15 protein-coding genes are annotated in these 16780 nt (G+C 73.8%); 4 read left to right on the top strand and 11 right to left on the bottom strand.

The window, feature by feature from the left end; genetic code table 11:
• Positions 1-75 precede the first annotated feature (75 nt).
• On the bottom strand, positions 76-603 hold the full coding sequence (locus ABTY15_RS09650; RefSeq protein WP_350578899.1) for a universal stress protein: 528 nt from the start codon (positions 601-603) through the stop codon (positions 76-78).
• Positions 604-750: 147 nt separating this feature from the next.
• Positions 751-1338 carry a hypothetical protein gene (locus ABTY15_RS09645; protein ID WP_350578897.1) on the bottom strand — a complete coding sequence of 196 codons (588 nt, stop codon included), beginning with the start codon at positions 1336-1338 and terminating at the stop codon, positions 751-753.
• 129 nt (positions 1339-1467) lie between these two features.
• Here ABTY15_RS09645 and ABTY15_RS09640 point away from each other — a divergent pair, with 129 nt between their 5' ends.
• Complete coding sequence (locus ABTY15_RS09640; RefSeq protein ID WP_350578894.1) at positions 1468-2451, top strand: endonuclease/exonuclease/phosphatase family protein; 984 nt, start codon at positions 1468-1470, stop codon at positions 2449-2451.
• A 23-nt stretch (positions 2452-2474) separates the two neighbouring features.
• On the opposite strand, the gene ABTY15_RS09635 is transcribed toward ABTY15_RS09640, so the two are convergent.
• Positions 2475-3086, bottom strand: coding sequence for an HD domain-containing protein (locus ABTY15_RS09635; protein WP_350578891.1), 612 nt, complete (start codon positions 3084-3086; stop codon positions 2475-2477).
• Between the two features lie 68 nt (positions 3087-3154).
• The gene (locus ABTY15_RS09630) at positions 3155-3904 is read right to left on the bottom strand and encodes a hypothetical protein (protein WP_350578889.1); all 750 of its coding nucleotides are present in this window, start codon (positions 3902-3904) and stop codon (positions 3155-3157) included.
• A gap of 1 nt (position 3905) precedes the next feature.
• Between ABTY15_RS09630 and ABTY15_RS09625 the strand changes: the two genes are divergently transcribed.
• Together ABTY15_RS09625 and ABTY15_RS09620 are read left to right on the top strand one after the other, a co-directional pair.
• Complete coding sequence (locus tag ABTY15_RS09625) at positions 3906-6518, top strand: tetratricopeptide repeat protein (protein WP_350578886.1); 2613 nt, start codon at positions 3906-3908, stop codon at positions 6516-6518.
• Between the two features lie 110 nt (positions 6519-6628).
• Entirely contained in the window at positions 6629-7291 is a 663-nt protein-coding gene (locus ABTY15_RS09620; RefSeq protein ID WP_350578883.1) for an NADPH-dependent F420 reductase, read from the top strand.
• On the opposite strand, the gene galK is transcribed toward ABTY15_RS09620, so the two are convergent.
• Positions 7288-8472, bottom strand: coding sequence for a galactokinase (galK, locus tag ABTY15_RS09615; RefSeq protein ID WP_350578881.1), 1185 nt, complete (start codon positions 8470-8472; stop codon positions 7288-7290). The two genes, ABTY15_RS09620 and galK, sit on opposite strands and share 4 nt — an antisense overlap.
• A complete protein-coding gene (gene galT / locus ABTY15_RS09610) occupies positions 8469-9572 on the bottom strand; it encodes a galactose-1-phosphate uridylyltransferase (RefSeq protein ID WP_350578878.1) in 1104 nt (367 codons plus the stop codon). Before galT ends, galK begins: the two co-directional genes overlap by 4 nt.
• 143 nt (positions 9573-9715) lie before the next feature.
• Between galT and ABTY15_RS09605 the strand changes: the two genes are divergently transcribed.
• The gene (locus ABTY15_RS09605) at positions 9716-10528 is read left to right on the top strand and encodes a DeoR/GlpR family DNA-binding transcription regulator (protein ID WP_350578874.1); all 813 of its coding nucleotides are present in this window, start codon (positions 9716-9718) and stop codon (positions 10526-10528) included.
• A gap of 49 nt (positions 10529-10577) precedes the next feature.
• Here ABTY15_RS09605 and ABTY15_RS09600 read toward each other — a convergent pair whose 3' ends face one another.
• The 5 genes from ABTY15_RS09600 to ABTY15_RS09580 all read right to left on the bottom strand — a co-directional run bounded on the left by ABTY15_RS09600 (position 10578) and on the right by ABTY15_RS09580 (position 16587).
• Positions 10578-11660, bottom strand: a complete 1083-nt coding sequence (locus ABTY15_RS09600) for a LacI family DNA-binding transcriptional regulator (RefSeq protein ID WP_350578872.1) — start codon at positions 11658-11660, stop codon at positions 10578-10580.
• 94 nt (positions 11661-11754) lie between these two features.
• On the bottom strand, positions 11755-13467 hold the full coding sequence (locus ABTY15_RS09595; protein ID WP_350578870.1) for a glycoside hydrolase family 36 protein: 1713 nt from the start codon (positions 13465-13467) through the stop codon (positions 11755-11757).
• A gap of 2 nt (positions 13468-13469) precedes the next feature.
• A complete protein-coding gene (locus ABTY15_RS09590; protein ID WP_350578866.1) occupies positions 13470-14297 on the bottom strand; it encodes a carbohydrate ABC transporter permease in 828 nt (275 codons plus the stop codon).
• Positions 14294-15244, bottom strand: coding sequence for a carbohydrate ABC transporter permease (locus ABTY15_RS09585; RefSeq protein ID WP_350578863.1), 951 nt, complete (start codon positions 15242-15244; stop codon positions 14294-14296). The genes ABTY15_RS09590 and ABTY15_RS09585 overlap by 4 nt, the downstream gene beginning before the upstream one ends.
• Entirely contained in the window at positions 15241-16587 is a 1347-nt protein-coding gene (locus tag ABTY15_RS09580; protein ID WP_350578860.1) for an extracellular solute-binding protein, read from the bottom strand. Before ABTY15_RS09580 ends, ABTY15_RS09585 begins: the two co-directional genes overlap by 4 nt.
• Between the last annotated feature and the right edge of the window lie 193 nt (positions 16588-16780).

The following is a 16780-nucleotide window of genomic DNA, read 5'->3' as shown; positions in this document are numbered from 1 at the left end:
GTACGGCAGCGGTCCGGCGGCCGCCAGGGTGCGGCGGCGGGGCCTACGAGGGTGCCGGGCGGCGGGTGGCGGGCGTCAGGCGGCGGCGAGGGTGGCGAGCTCGCGCAGGTCGACGCCGCGGTGCAGCGCGCGCAGGTCGGCGTGCAGGGTGGACGGCGGCACCACGAGCACGGTGCTGCGGGCGCGGGTGAGGCAGTACTGGGTCACCGAGCCGCGCAGCAGCCGGCGCAGGGTGCCGCGGACGGTGCCCTGCCGGCCGGTGCTGACCACCAGCAGGTCGTCCGGCCGGTCGGCCAGCCGGGTCAGCACCGACCCGGCCTCGCCGCGCACGACCAGCGGCTCCACCCGCACGCCGACCGGCAGGCCGCCGAAGGCCTCGTCCAGCGCGCGCTCCAGCCGCCGGTCGGCGGCCTGCTGCCACTCGCGGAGCAGCGGCGGGCACGGCTGCGCACGGTAGTTGCGCTCGCCGCCGACCGGCGTCCAGGCCAGCACCGGGACCAGCACGGCGTCCCGGGCACGGGCCTCGTCCGCCGCCCGGTGCAGGGCGGTGAGGCTGTGCAACGAGCCGCTGACTCCGACGATGACGCGCGCGCCGTCCGACATGATCCTTCGCTTTCTCACGTTCAAGCCGTTTGATGTCTGCGATTATATTGCCAGATTCGGTCCACGTCCTGCAAATCTAAGGTCAATGGCGCATCTGACCTTGCATCTCTGCTGGTAGACGGCACAGTCGGACATCGGCCCCGGGCATCACCCCACCCGTGGCCGCACCTCCTGGAGCAGCCCCCAGGTGAAGTCGGCGGTGGACGGACACGGCCGGCCGGCGGCGTCCGGAGCGGTGAAGTCCAGCTGGAAACGGGTCGGCGCGCTGCCCTCGCGCGGCACGGCCGGCGGGAACGCGGCGCCCAGGTCGCCCACCACGCAGCTCCACGGCGTCAGGTCGGCGAGCGTACGCAGCACCGGCGCGGGCGCGTCCGCCGCCCGGACCAGCCACTCGTTCAGCACCGGGCCACCCGTCCCCGCCGGGCCCAGCAGCACCTCGAACCGCAGCTCCGGCCAGAGCGCCAGCGGCCACTGCTGCGCCGTACAGACCAGGTCGCCGATCCGGCGGCCCACCGCCGCCTCCGGCGGACCCAGCACGGCGGCGAAGCGGCGGGCGCCCGACGGGAACCCGCGCGAACGGAGCATCGCCTGCCAGCGCTTGTTCGCCTCCCGCATCGCGGCGCGGGTGGCGCCCAGGCGCCGCACGGCCTGCTCCACCAGCACCGGATTGAAGTCGGCCATCCGGCGCAGCAGCACGAGCTGGAACTCGGTGGCCCCGAAACCGTGAATCGCCATGGCAGCAGGCTAGGGGGCGCCCACCGGCCCGCCCGAGCACCGGGAACCGGCCGCGCCGCCGGTGGCGACACCCCCGGCCCGCCGGGAGACTGGCTGCCGACCTGGCCAAGGACGACAGGAGCAAACACCGTGGACGCGATCATCGGCACCTGGAACCTGGAGAACTTCTGCCGGCCGCTGCCGCCCGGCACCCCGCCCGACCCGCTCAAGTGCGCCGCCAAGGACCAGGCGACCTACGACGCCAAGGTGCTCGCCCTGGCGGGCGTCATCGCCGACATCGGGCCCGACCTGCTCGGCGTGCAGGAGGTCGGCAGCCAGGAGGCGCTGGACGACCTGGTGGCCAAGCTGCCCGGCACCTGGCACACCGCCCTCTCCGACCACCCGGACCCCCGCGGCATCCGGGTCGGCGTCATCAGCCGTTTCCCGCTGCTCGACGTCCGGCAGACCAAGGACTTCCCGCCCGGCCTCCACCCCGTCCAGGTCGAGGACGACGGCATCCCGGGCAGCCCGACCGGCGAGATGGGCCGCGGCGGTCTGGCCGTCCGGGTGGAACCGGCCGCCGGCCAGAGCCTCCAGGTGGCCGTCTGCCACCTCAAGTCCAAGCTGCTGACCTTCCCGAACAAGCAGCACACCACCGACGACGAACGCCTGCGCGCCCGCTACGAGGCCTACGCGCTCTTCCGCCGCACGGCCGAGGCCGTCACCATGCGCGCCCTGGCCGACGACCTGCTCCAGGGCGACGGCCGGACCCACGACGTCATCGTCCTCGGCGACTTCAACGACGAGTGGCAGGCCGCCACCACCCAGATCCTGTACGGCCCGCCCGGCTCCCAGATGGGCACCGCCGGCTTCGACCGCCCCGACCAGGGCGACGCCGAGCGGCTGTGGAACCTGGCCCCGAAGATCCTGGAGCAGGGCGGGTTCTCCCGGGTCTTCGAGGGACAGCACGAGCTGATCGACCACATCATGATCAGCAACTCGCTGCTGGCGAAGTTCCAGAAGGTCACCACCGTCGGCAACAGCCTGCCCAACGTGCTGGAGTCCCGGCCGACCGCGCCGCACAACAAGCCCTCCGACCACTCGCCGGTGGTCGCCACGTTCACCTTCCAGTAGCTCCTGACAGCTTCCGGGAACTTCTAGGAGGCGTCCTCCAGGAACGCGAAGGACTCGGCCCAGGTGGCGTACCACTGCCGGAACCACGGATGCCCCTGGGCCAGCGGCACGACCGAGCGCAGCGTCTCCCGGTAGTACGAGCGGCGCTTCTCCGGGCGCGGGTGGGTGTCCAGGCGCTGCACGTTGCTCAGCCGGTCGGCGAGTTTCACCAGCAGCGCGTCCTCGGGCGCCTGCCGCAGCCGCTCCAGGTACGCCGCCCGCACCTGCTCGCGGGACTGCCCCTCGACGGGCTCGGCCTTGGTCACCCAGTCCACCAACTCCGCGACGGCGGGGCCGAACCGGCCCCCCACCTCGGACAGCGAACAGCCGGTGTCCTCCACCACGTCGTGCAGCACCGCCGCCCGCAGCACGTCCACGTCGGTCACCCCGACGCCCTCCACCAGGACCAGCACCGCCTCCAACAGGTGCTCCAGGTACGGCTCCCCGGCCGGCCGGCGCTGCTCGCCGTGCCAGCGGACGGCGAACTCCACTGCCTCGTCCAGCAGTTGGAGCTCCGATTCCGACAGCCGCGTCGCCAGCCGCTCGCGCAGCGCCGGCCAGCCCGCGCGCGCTTCGAAGGTCCGCAGGGCGGTCATCGCTTCCCCCGTTCTCCCGGGGCCGTTCGGTGGGTGCCCCGGGTGGTGACGGGATCCTACGGTGTCCGTCAGCTGCGGTGGGTGGTCAGGACGTCGTGGACGGCGACCAGTTGTTCGAGCAGATCGGGGCCGGTGGTCGCGGTGGCGCGGGCGAAGGCGGCCTCGACGGCGGCTGCGGCGGTGTGCGGGCCGTCGGCGTTGAGCCAGTCGAGCAGGGTCCGGTAGGCGGGGCCGTCCTGCTGCCAGTAGGCGTTCTGCGGGCGCAGCAGGCCGTCGCGCGACAGGTGCAGCCGCGTGCGGACGAGGTCGTGGAGGCGCTCGACGGCGGGCGGGGTGTCGAGGCGGGCCCAGGCGGCCAGGTGGCCGTCGATGCGGAGTTCGGCGGCGCCGAGGGCGCAGAGGACCGCCTCGGCGTCCCACCACTCGGTGGTGTTGTGCAGGACGTCAGCCCAGAGGGCGTCGAACAGCTTGTGCAGGTAGGGCGCTTCGGGCCAGCTCCGCCAGCGCGCCCGGGCGAGCGCGTCGGCGATCAACTCCAGGTCGGGGAGCAGGAGTTCGTCGGTCAGGGAGAGGTGCAGGATCCTCGGGGCGAAGTAGCGCAGGTCCTCGGCCGAGCCGACGGTGTTCAGCACGGAGAAGGCGTAGCGGCCGAGCTCGTCCGGGCCGAGGCGGGTGAGGGGCGTGCGGAGCAGCGTCTCGACGGTGTCCTGCCAGCCGCAGTTGCCGCAGGGGCAGGCATCGATGCGGGTGGGGCGGGGAGCGGCGGCGAAGGCGGGGACGAGTCCGTCGATGAGGTCGCCGAGTGCGTTTCCTTCCATAATGGGAGCCATTCAACACGCCGGTCGGGTTGGTGGGGGCGAGCAGGTGCACGACAGCGCCAGGAACGGGATCGACAACAGCACGGTGCATCGCGACGCCTTCCAGGCCGGACTGATGACCGTCAATCAGTACGCCGCACCCGCCGTCGCCGTCGCGGAGGTGCAGTGGCCGGTGGTGGTCGGACGGATTCCGGCGAAGGCCAGTGCGTTCCAGCCGCGCAGCGAGCTGCGGCAGGCCATCGACGAGGCCCGTGAGCAGCACGGGACGGTCGTGCTCAGCCAGGTGCTGGCCGGCGGCGGGGGCGTCGGCAAGACCCAGCTCGCCGCCCACTACGCGCGTGAAGCCCTCGACGCGGGCGCGGAGTTGGTGCTCTGGGTCGACGCGGCGGAGCCGGCGACGGTGACGGACGTCTACGCGCGGGCGGCACTCGCGGTCCGGGCCCCGGGGGTCACCGGTCGGGCGGAGGACGCCGAACGGGACGCGGAACGGTTCCTGGGGTGGCTCGCCACGACGGGCCGCAGCTGGCTGATCGTCCTGGACAACACCACCGAGGACACGCCGGACGGCCTGTGGCCCGCGACCGGGCGGGACGGCTGCGGGCGGGTCATCGCCACGACCCGGCACCGGGGCGCGGCGAGCACGGGGAGCGACCGGGCACTGGTGGACATCAGTACGTACTCGCCCGGGGAGTCGGCCGCGTATCTGCGCGAGCGGATGGAGCGGGCGGGGTGCGGGCGGTTCCTCGACGAGCGGGCCGGGGAGCTCGCGGAGGAGCTGGGGCACCTGCCGCTGGCGCTGGCGCACGCGGCCGCCTACATGATCAACACCCGGCGCAGCAGCGGGCGTTACCTGGAGCTGTTCCGGGACCGCAGCCGGAGCCTCGACGCGGTGCTGCCCGCGCGGTCCGGCGCCGACGGCTACCGGGGGCCGGTGGCGGCGGCGCTGCTGCTGTCGGTCGACGCGGCGCAGAAGGAGGAGCCGGTCGGGCTCGCGCTGCCCGCGCTGCGGCTGGCGGCGCTGCTGGATCCGGCGGGGCACCCGGAGGCGCTGTGGGAGATGCAGCCGGTCCTGGACCACCTGGGCGAGGAGGTGGACGCGGAGAGCGCGGCGGAGGCGCTCGCGGTGCTGCACAACTACAACCTGATCACCCTCGGCGAGGCGCCGAACCGGGAGGTGACCCTGCACGCGCTCACCGCCCGGGCGGCGCTGGACACGGCGGCGGAGGAGGAGCGGCCGTATCTGGCGGCCGCCGACGGCCTGGTCGAGCTGTGGCCGGAGGAGGACCACACCGACCGTGAGCTCGCCGCCGTCCTGCGTGCCAACGCAGAGATCCTGGGCGAGCACGCCGGCGACCGGTTGTGGGAGCCGTCCGACGGGCCGCACCCGCTGCCGTTCCGCGCGGGCAGCAGCCTCCATGACGCGGGCCTCCACGTCATCGGCATCCAGCACTGGGACCGGGTCGCCGCCACGACCCAGCGCATCCTGGGGCCCGAACACGAGGACGCGCTCACGGCCCGGGTCAACCTCGCCTTCTCCTACTGGCAGGCCGGCCAGACCGGTGAGGCCATCGCCATCGAGGAGAGCGTCCTCGCCGACCGCGAGCGCATCCTCGGCTCCGACCACCCCGACACCCTCACCACCCGCAACAACCTCGCGGCCTCCTACCAGGACGCCGGGCGCAACAACGAGGCCATCACGCTCAAGGAAGGCGTCCTCGCCGACCGCGAGCGCCTCTTCGGGACCGACCACCCCGACACCCTCAACACCCGCCACAACCTCGCCGTCTCCTACCACGACGCCGGGCGCACCGGCGAGGCCATCACCCTGCTGGAACAGGTCCTCGCCAGCCGCGAACGCATCCTCGGCACCGACCACCCCGACACCCTCAGCACCCGCAACAACCTCGCCACCTCCTACCAGGACGCCGGACGCAACAACAACGCCATCACCCTGCTGGAACAGGTCCTCGCCGCCCGCGACCACATCCTCGGCACCGACCACCCCAACACCCTCACGGCCCGCAACAACCTCGCGACCTCCTACAGCATGGCCGGGCGCACCCATGCCGCCATCGCGCTGCTGGAACAGACCCGGGACGACACCCATCGCGTCCTGGGCACCGACCATCCCCTGACCCTGGCCGCCCGCCACAACCTCGCGGTCTCCTACCAGGACGCGAACCGCACCGACGATGCCGTCACCCTGCTCGAACTCGCCCTCGCCGGCCGCGAACGCGTCCTCGGCACCGACCACCCGGACACCCTCACCACCCGCAACAACCTCGCGGCCTCGTACAGCATGGCCGGGCACCACGACCGCGCCGTGACCCTGCTCGAATCGGTCCTCGCCGACCGCGAACGCGTCCTGGGCGCCGACCACCCCAACACCCTCCTCACCCGGGTCAACCTCGCCCGGTGCTGCCAACGGGCGGGACGTCGGGCCGACACGATCCGGCTGCTGCGCCAGGCGCTGGCCGAGTACGACCGTGTCCTCGGGAGCAGGCATCCGGACACCGTCGAGCTCAGGACGGTCGTGCTGGCCCTCGCGAGCGGCCGGGTGCCCACCTCGGTGAAACGGCAGCAGGGCTCCGGTAGGAAGGGCAAGCGCCGGTAGACCCCCCTCAGGCCGGGCGTCGAGGACGGGCCCCGGGAATTCGCACGATCACCGCATGGTTGGGCCTGGACGGCAACGGGCTTGTGAGACTGGCGAGAAGGGGTGTCCCCATGAAGATCGGCATCATCGGCGCGGGCAACATCGGCGGCAACCTGACCCGGCGGCTGACGGCGCTCGGGCACGAGGTCGCGGTGGCGAACTCGCGTGGCCCGCAGTCGCTCGCCGCGCTGGTGGCGGAGACCGGTGCGACGGCCGTGCCGGCGGCGGAGGCCGCGCGCGGGGCGCAGGTGGTGGTGGTCACCGTGCCGCTGAAGAACGTGCCGGACCTGCCCGCCGGGCTGCTGGCGGGCGCCGCCGAGGGTGTGGCGGTGATCGACACCGGCAACTACTACCCGAAGGAGCGCGACGGCCGGATCGACGCGATCGAGGACGGCGGGGTCACCGAGAGCCGCTGGACGGAGCAGCACCTGGGCCATCCGGTGGTGAAGGCGTTCAACGGCACCTACGCCGAGGACCTGCTCGCCCGCCCGCGCCCGCAGGGCGACCCGGAGCGGATCGCCGTGCCGGTCGCGGGGGACGACGAGGCCGCCAAGCGCGTGGTGCGGGCGCTGATCGACGAGCTGGGCTTCGACACGGTGGACGCCGGCGGGATCGACGAGTCCTGGCGCCAGCAGCCCGGCACCCCGGTGTACGGGCTGCGGGCCGGGGCGGAGGCCGTCGCCCGGGCGCTCACGGAGGCCGCTCCGGAGCGCCCGGCCGCGCACCGAGCCTAGGGCTGGCCGATCCGGTGGGCGCCCGCCGCCGGGACGGCGGTGAGGGTGCGCGGGGTCGCGTAGCCGGCGGTGCGGAAGGCGGCGGTGACGGCGGCGGCCACGGTGTCGGCGGCGTCCGCGTCGACGAGGGCGATGACGGAGCCGCCGAAGCCGCCGCCGGTCATCCGGGCGCCGTACGCGCCGGCCGCGACGGCGGCCTCGACGGCGAGGTCGGTCTCGGGGCAGGAGACGCGGAAGTCGTCGCGCAGGGAGGCGTGTCCGGCGGTGAGGATCGGGCCGAGGGCGGCGAGCTCACCGGCGTCGAGGCGGGCGACGGCCGCCTCGACCCGCTGGTTCTCGGTGACCACGTGGCGGACCAACGGCCGCAGCTCGCCGGGGAGTTGGCCGAGGGCGGCGGGCAGCCCGGCCGGGTCGAGGTCGCGCAGGGCGGGCAGGCCGAGCAGAGCGGCCGCCCGTTCGCAGTCGGCTCGCAGGCCGGCGTAGGTGCCGTCCGCCAGCTCGTGCTTGACCCGGGTGTCGAGGACCAGCAGCGCGAGTCCGGCCCCGGCCAGGTCCACGGGCACCTGACGAATCGTCAGATCGCGGGCGTCCAGGTGCAGGGCGGCTCCGCTCCGGCAGCACATCGAGGCCATCTGGTCCATGATCCCGCAGGGGACGCCGACGAACCGGTTCTCCGCGCGCTGGGCGAGCAGGGCCAGCTCGGGCGCCGAAAGGCCCAGCCCGTACAGGTCGTTGTAGGCGAGGGCGACGGCGCATTCGAGGGCGGCGGAGGAGGAGAGCCCGGCACCGACCGGCACCTCGCTGTCCAGGTGGACGTCCGCGCCACCGACCGGGTGTCCGGCGTCGCGCAGCGCCCAGATCACGGCGGCCGGGTAGCCGGCCCAGCCGCTCACCGTGCCGGGCGCCAGCTCGGCGACCCGCAGCTCGACGACCACTCCGTCGCCCTGCGCGGAGTGGAGCCGCAGCAGGTCGTCGTCGCGCCGTCGGGCCTGGATCCGGACGGCCTGCGGGAGGGCGATGGGCAGGACGAACCCCTGGTTGTAGTCGGTGTGTTCGCCGATCAGGTTGACCCGGCCCGGGGCGGCCCAGGTGCCGTCGGGGGCGTGGCCGTACAGGGCCGTGAAGGTGTCGGCGGAGGTGGCGACCGAGGTCTCGGCGGGGGTGCCGGCGGGGGTGGTCACGGGGCGATCTCCCGGAGTCGGTGGGCCGCCTGCTCGGGCGACACGTCGTTGACGAAGGCGTCCATGCCGGATTCCACCCCGGCCAGGTACTTGAGCTTGTCGGCGGTCCGCCGGATGGTGAACAGCTCCAGGTGGAGGGCGAGTTCGCCGCGCTGGTCGACGGGCGCCTGGTGCCAGGCGGAGATGTAGGGGGTGCGGCCGGCCGGGAAGAGGCGGTCGAAGCGGCGCAGCAGGTCGAGGTAGAGCCGGGGGAACTCCTCGCGCTGGCCTTCGTCGAGGGCGGTGAGGTCGGGGACGCGGCGGTGCGGGTAGAGGTGGACCTCGTACGGCCAGCGGGCGGCGAAGGGGACGAAGGCGGTCCAGTGCTCGCCGACGGCCACGACGCGTTCCGGGTGGGCGCGCTCGGCGGCGAGCAGGTCGTCGAAGAGGTTGCGGCCGGCGGCGGCGCGGTGCCGGGCGGCCTGGCGGACCATGGCGGCGGTGCGCGGGGTGGTGAAGGGCAGGGCGTAGATCTGGCCGTGCGGGTGGGCGAGGGTGACGCCGATCTCGGCGCCGCGGTTCTCGAAGCAGTAGACCTGGCGGACGCCGGGCAGTGCGGACAGTTCGGCGGTGCGGTCGGTCCAGGCGTCCAGCACCAGGCGGGCGCGGGGTTCGTCGAGGTCGGCGAAGGAGGCGTCGTGGTCGGCGGTGAAGCAGACCACCTCGCACCGCCCGCCGCCGGGCGCCGCGGTCCACGGGCCGTCGCCCGCGGTCTCGGCCTGGCCCGCCGGCCCGGCGAGGGAGGGGAAGCGGTTCTCGAACACCGCGACCTGGTAGTCGGCGGCCGGGATCTCGCTGAGCCGGCCGTCCCGGGACGGGCAGAGCGGGCACTCCTGGGCGGGCGGCTGGTAGGTGCGGGCCTGGCGGTGGGCGGCGATGGTCACCCAGGCGCCGGTGGCCGGGTCGAGCCGCACCTGGGAGCCGTACGCGGGCGGGTCGAGCGGGCGCCGGTCGACGGCGTCCCGGGGGACGGCCTCGCCGCTGTCGTAGTAGATCAGCTCCCGCCCGTCCGCGAGGGTGGTCACGGTTCTGGCGGTGGGCTCGGTCACGGTCCCGGCCATCGGCCTGTCTTCCTTCCGCAGGGATGCGCGCTGCTTCCACACAGCGACATGAATAAACATTATCAAACATGATTGAACAGATGCCATGATGGCGGTGACCGTGGTCGGCCCGACCACACCGACCAGACCCGAGGAGGCCCCCGATGGCCGACAGCGCCCAACCGCTCGCCGGGCAGCGCCGCGTGCTGATCCTGGAGCAGGTCCGCGCGCGCGGCGGGGTCCGGGTCACCGAACTGGTCCGCGACCTCGGGGTCTCCGACATGACGATCCGCCGCGACCTGGACGCGCTGGCCCGGCGCGGGCTGGTGCAGAAGGTGCACGGCGGGGCCGTCCGGATCGAGGCCGCGGCCAGCGGTGAGCCCGGTTTCGAGACCAAGGCCACCTGGGAGCTGCCCGCGAAGGACGCGATCGCCCGGGCCGCCGCCGCGCTGGTGCCGCCCGGCTCGGCGGTCGGCCTGGCCGCCGGGACGACCACCTTCGCCGTCGCCCGGTACCTGCGTGCCGTCGAGGGTCTGACCGTGGTCACCAACTCGCTGCGGATCGCCGAGCTGCTGGAGCAGCCCGACGAGGACGGCACGCCCGCCACCGCGACGGTGATCCGCACCGGCGGCGTCCGCACGCCCTCGGACGCGCTGGTCGGGCCGGTGGCCGACCAGGCGATCCGCTCGCTGCACGTGAACGTGCTGGTGCTGGGCTGCCACGGCCTCTCCGTCGAGGCCGGGCTGACCACCCCCAACCTGGCCGAGGCGGAGACCAACCGGAGCTTCCTGCGCTCCGCCCGCCGGGTGGTGGTGGTCGCCGACCACACCAAGTGGAACGCGGTCGGGCTGGCCTCCTTCGCGACGCTGGACCAGCTGGACGTGCTGGTCACCGACGACGCACTGCCGGCCGAGCAGCGGGCGGCGGCGGCCCGGCTGGTCGGCGAGCTGGTGGTCGCACCCGCCGGGGCGTCGTGAGCCTCGCCGCGACCCACGTCGTGAGCCGCCCGTCGGTGCACCCGTCGGTTCACCCCGAACTGGCCCGCACCACCAGCTCGGTGGGCAGCTCCAGCCCGGCCGCAGGCGGCGCCTCCCCGCGCACCTGGGCCAGCAGCCGCCCGACCAGGCCCGCCGCGATCGCCCGCAGCGGCAGCCGGACCGAGGTCAGCGGCGGGTGCAGGTGGCGGCAGAGCGGCGTGTCGTGGAAGCCGGTGACCGCCACCTCCCCCGCCTCGGCCCCGCCCGGCCCCACCGTCAACCCCTCGGCCCGCACCGCCTCGTAGACGTCCAGCGCCAGCAGGTCGCTGCCCGCCACGAAGGCGGTCGGCCGGTCGGGCCCGCGCAGCAGCGCCCGGACGGCCGCCACCTCGGGCCCCGCGGCAGGCCCCGCGGCGGTCACCGGGGCGGTCACCCGGGCGTTCACGGGGGCGGTCACCGCGGACAGGCCCAGCCGCCCGGCCTCGGCGAGGAAGCCCGCCCGCCGGGCCGCCATCCACGGCAGCTCCTCGCCCGCGCCGAGGTACCCGATCCGCCGGTGGCCGAGCGCCGCGAGGTGCCGCACCACCGCGGCCGTCGCCGCGTCGTTGGCAATGTCCACCCAGTGCTGCGGCTCGCCGGGCCCGGTCCGTCCGAAGGTGACGAACGGGACACCGGCCCGGCCGACCTGCCCGATCCGCGGGTCCTCGCGCAGCACGTCCGCGAGGACCAGGCCGTCGACCTGCCGGGCGGCCACCAGTTCGTCGATGGCCGGGCCGGCGTCGGCGCCGCCCGGGGCGGGGCGGAACAGCAGCACCCGCTGGCCCTCCGCGCCCGCCGCGTCGACCAGCGCCTCCAGGAAGCCGGCCATCAGCGGGTTGGGGTCGAAGGGGTCGTCCACCGGGACGAGGTAGCCGATCGTGCGCCGGGCGCCGCTGCGCAGCGAACGGGCCGACTGGTCCGGCTGGTAGCCGAGTTCGCGGATCGCGGCGGTCACCCGGGCCAGGGTGTCCGGGCGGACCCGTTGGGGGGCGTTGAGCGCGTTGGAGACCGTCTGCCGGGACACCCCGGCCGCCCGGGCCACCTCCTCGATGGTGGTGGCACCGCGGCGCGGTCGGGGTGTTCCCTCGGTCATGCGGACTCTCCCAGCGTGGTCGTCCCGGTGCGGCGCATCCGGGGTGCGGTGCATCCCGGTCCGCCGTACCGGTTCAGGTCGTCCCCGGTGCGGATCAGGCGCGGCGCAGGGTCAGCAGCCCGCCACGCGGCACGGGGATCACGCCGTCCCGGTCGAGCTCGACCTCGCCCTGCCGGACGATACGCCCTCGGGCGTCCCGCACGGTGGCCTCCGCGGCGCCCGTGCCGCCCGTCAGCCGGACGTCCGGGTCGGCGTCGGCGTTCGCCACCAGCAGGGTGCGCCACTGCGGGCCGGAGACGTCCACCGGCAGCGCCGCGTACCGGGCCACCGCGACGGTGGCCCCGCCGAGGGCGGTCACCATCGGGTAGCCGAGGTCGGGCCGGGCCGGGCGCAGTTCGCCGAGCTGGAGCGTGTCCAGGTGCTCGCGGAAGACGCCCAACCAGAAGGCGATCGCCTCGCGCTGGTCGGGGCCCTGCGCGGCCAGGTCGACGGAGATCTGCGGGACCGAGAACAGCACGTTGATCAGGTGGCAGGCGATCTGCTCCGGCGGCTCGGCCGGGTGCCACATCAGCATGTCGGAGTGGACCGGGACGGGCCCGGCGGCGAGCCGCACGTCGACGGTGCGCTGCCGGTTCTCCTGCGGGCCGAGCGGGCAGTCGACGGCCCGGATCATGGTGACGTACGGCCACAGGCCCGGGCTGACGTACGGCTGGCGGTGCTCGATCATCGCGCCCGGGTGGGCGGCGGTGATCCGGCGACGGATCCCGTCGAGCAGCCGCTCGACGCCCTCGTCGACGCTGGTGCAGTCCGCCTCGGGGCCGGCCTCCGGCGGCTCGGCCCGGGCGAACCAGTCGACGAAGTCGACCTTGAGCCCGTCCATGCCCCACTCCTCGACGGCGCGGGCGAGCCGGTCGGTGAGGAACGCGCGGACCTCGGGGTAGCGCGGGTCGGCGACGACGGCCCCCAGCTGGGCGGCGTCGGCGAGCGCGTAGCGGCCGATCCGTTCGAACGCGGCGCTGTCCTTGCCGATGAACGGCAGCGCGTACCAGAGCAGGTACTGGACGCCCAGGTCGTGGACCCGCCGCACGTGGGCGGCGGTGTCGGGCAGCGAGACCGGCTCCCAGTCGCCGCAGTGCGCGTAGCCGCGGGTGCGGTCGGCGGTCATCCAGCCGTCGTCGACGATGATCACGTCCAGGCCGAGCTCCTTGCCGAGCGCGGCCTGGGTCTCGACGCCCTTCGGCGTGATGTCCTGGTGCATCGCGTACCAGGTGGAGTAGGCCGGACGGCGGGCGGCGTCGGGGATGTCGACGGTCCGGCCGGTCCCCCACCAGGCGGCGAGGTCGGCCAGGCAGCGGCCGAAGTGCCGGCGCGAGGTGTCGATCCGGACGGTGAGCCGGCCGGCGGCCTGCGCCCAGAACCGGAACTCGCCGGTCTCCTCCACCACTCCGGCGGCCGCCAGGACGTCCGGGCGCTCGGCGGCGAAGGCGCAGACGGCGACGTCACCGGTGCCGACCAGCGCGGCGATCGGCGCGCCGTTGGCGAGGCCGACGCGGCGCGGGGCGGTCCAGGCGGCGGGCAGCCACCCGGTGCCGCGCGGCTCCGGCGTCCAGAAGGCGGTGACGTCGACGCAGGGCACCCGCCACTCGATCCGGACGTCGCCCTGTCCTTCCGCCGTCACCTCGACGACCCCGTCGGCCACCGCGCGGGCCGTCCCCGCGCCGCTGACCCGCAGGTCCAGCCCCTCGGCGTACAGCGGGCGCAGCCCCCCGGCCGCGGCGGGCGCGTGCGGCTCCCAGATGTCGGTCATGCTCATCCTTTCGTGGCGCCGGCCAGCAGGCCGGAGATGAACTGCCGCTGGAGGACCAGGAAGAGGACCATCATCGGCAGGGTGGACAGCGCGGTGCCGGAGAGGATCGCGCCGTAGTCGGTGGTGGCCTGGGTGCCGTGCAGGGTGGCGAGGGCCACCGGCAGGGTGTGCATCTCACGGGTGCGCAGCGCGACCAGGGGCCAGACGAACTGGTTCCAGGAGCCCAGGAAGAGGAAGATCGACAGCGCCGCGAGCACCGGTCGCATGACCGGGACGACCACGCTCCACAGCACCCGGAACTCGCCGGCGCCGTCGACCCTTGCGGCGTCCAGGAGTTCGTCCGGCAGACTGGTGAGCGACTGGCGCATCAGGAAGATCGCGAACGGGACGCAGAGGCCGGGCAGGATCAGCGCCTGGTAGGTGTCCAGCAGGCCGAAGCTCATCATCATCTTGAACAGCGGTACCAGCATGACCTGTTCGGGCACCACGAGGGTGGAGAGCAGCAGCGCGAAGAGCAGCGTGCGGCCGCGGAAGCGGAACTTGGCGAAGGCGTAGCCGGCCAACAGCGCGATCACCAGCGCGCCGGCCGTCTGGACCCCGGCCACCAGCAGGGAGTTGCCGAGCACCCGGAGCACGCCGATCCGGTGTTGCAGGTGTTCCAGGTTGTGGCCGAGGTTGCCGCCGGGCAGCAGCTTGGGCGGCCAGTCGAAGATCTCCTCGTCCTTGTGGGTGGTCGCGACGACCAGCCAGTAGAACGGCCCGATGGACAGGCCGGTGATGCCCGCGAGGAAGAAGGTCAGCGGCCAGCCGCGCAGCTTTTTGATGTTCACTTCTCGCGCTCTCCCATCAGGCGCATCTGGACGGCGCCGAGCACCGACACCAGCAGGGTGAGCGCGTAGGCGATGGCGGAGGCGTAGCCGAAGTCGAAGTACCGGAAGCCGTTCTGGTACAGGTACATGGAGACGGTGAGGGTCGCGTTGTCGGGCCCGCCGCCGGTCAACACGTACGGCTCGTCGAAGAGTTGGAGCGTGCCGATGGTGGAGAGCACGACCGTGAAGAGCAGCACCGGGCGCAGCGCGGGGACGGTGACCGCGGTGAAGCGGCGGACCGGACCGGCGCCGTCGACCATCGCGGCCTCGTACAGCTCCTTGGGGATGCCCTGGAGGCCGGCCAGGTAGATGACCGCGTTGTACCCGGTGTAGTGCCAGGTGAGCACCAGGACGACGGCCATCCGGGCCCAGAACGGCTCGCCCAGCCAGTTCTCGGTGGGCAGGCCGACGGCGTCCAGCGCCCAGTTGACGGCGCCGTCGTCGGTCTTGAGCAGGAAGGCGAACATCACGCCGGTGGCGACCAGGCCGGTGACGGCGGGCATGAAGACGCCGAGCCGCCACACCGCCCGCCAGCGCACCAGGGCCGAGTTGATGCCGACGGCCATCAGCAGGGCCAGGCCGAGCATCAGCGGGACCTGTACGACGAGGATCTGCGCGGTGTTGCGCAGGGCCGTCCAGAACAGCGGATCGTCCAGCAGGCGACGGTAGTTGGCGAGGCCGGCGTCGCGGGTGGCCTGGCCGGCGCCGGTGGTGAAGGAGAGCAGCAGGGAGTCGACGACCGGGTACGCCTTGAACACGCCGAAGGTGATCAGGGCGGGGGCCAGCAGCAGGTACGGCACGGCCCGGCGCCGCAACCGGGCCCGGCGGTGGGCCCGTTCGGCGGGCTGCCGGGCGGGCTGCCGGGCGACCGCGGCCGGTCGGGGGGCGGGCTGCGTGGCGGCGGTCATGCGAGGCCGCGTCCGGTCTGCTGGGCGAGCTGCTTGGCGGCGTCCTGGAGGACGGCGGCCGGGTCGCCGCCCTTGAGGAAGACCTTGGTCTGGGCGTCGCTGGCGAGCTTGAGGGCGCGGGCGTAGTCGCCGGAGTAGTTGGTGGCGTCGCCGCCGTCGGTGAGCAGTTCGGTGAAGGTCTTCAGGACGGGCTGGCCGCCGTAGTAGGCGCTGGGCGCGGCGTACATCGGGTCGCCGTAGGCCTCGGTGAGCGCGGGGAAGACGCCGCCCGCGTTGAACATGCTGTTCACGGAGGCGGGCCGGGTGAGCGCGTACTCGACGAACTTCCAGGCGGCGCGGCGGCGCGGGCTGGAGGCGGCGACGGCCAGGTGGGTGGAGTTGACCAGCGCGGTGCGCTTGCCACCGGGCACCGCCGCCGGGGGCTTGGCGATGCGCCAGTTGCCGCTCTGGTCGGCGAACTTGGTCTCCAGGTAGTGCGCGCCCCAGGCGGGCACCGGGGCGACGGCGAGCTTGCCGGCCTTCATCAGGTTCGCCCAGCCGTGGTCGCCGGAGGCGTCGGCGATCAGCCCGGCCTGGTCCAGCCGCTTGACGATGGTCATGGCGCGGACCGACTCGGCCGAGCCGAGGGTGATCTTGCCGCCGAGGTCGAAGTAGAACGCGCCCTGGAGCTGGAGCAGGGACTGCAGGAAGTCCAGGTCGGGGTCGGGGTTGGCGGACTTGCTGATGCCGATGAGGGAGATGCCGGGGTTGGCGGCCTTGAACCGGTCCGCGGCGGCGATCAGGTCGTCCCAGGTGGCGAGGGCGGCGGGGTCGAGGCCGGCCTTGTCGAAGTAGTCCTTGCGGTAGAAGAAGCCGAGCGGGTTGGCCTCCCAGGGCAGCGCGTAGGCGTGGCCGTCCTTGCCGGTGACGACCGGCCACAGGCCCTTGGCGAACTTGTCCTTGTGCGCGTCGGCGCCGAGCTCGGACAGGTTGGCGAGGCCGCCGGGGAACTTCTCCAGGTACCCGGGCAGGTAGTCGCAGCCGATGTGCAGCACGTCGCCGAGGCCCTGACCGCCGGCCGCCAGGCCGACGGTGATCTTGTCCCAGATGGCGGGGTTGCCGATGTCCTGGACGTCGACCTTGATACCCGGGTTGTCCTTCTCGAACGCCGGGACGACGCCGCGCAGGGCCGCCGCGGCGGTGGCCCAGGACCAGACGGTGACGGTGCCGGTCTCGGCGTCCCCGCCGCCGGAGGAGCCCCCCGAGCCGGAGTCGCCGCAGGCCGCGAGCGTGCCGCCGGCGGCGAGGGCCAGCAGGCCGGCTCCGGAGGCGCGGAGCAGATCACGACGAGAAAGGTGTGACATTGCATTCCTCTCTGAGGGGTGGCGAGGACGAGGAGGGTGAAGGGGGGTCGGGTTGGGGCTGCCCATGAGGCTGCTCGCCGATTTGAACGTTCAAACCCACAAAACAGACCAGAACCAAACAGGCTCGAACGAGCGGGTCACAGCAAACGCCCACCCTCCCCGCGCCGTCAACCCCTGCGCGCGAGGAGGATGC

Source organism: Kitasatospora sp. NPDC097643, from assembly GCF_040302625.1.
Lineage (GTDB): Bacteria > Actinomycetota > Actinomycetes > Streptomycetales > Streptomycetaceae > Kitasatospora.
Note: the sequence above shows the minus strand (reverse complement) of the source record. Positions and strands in the feature narration are given on the sequence as shown.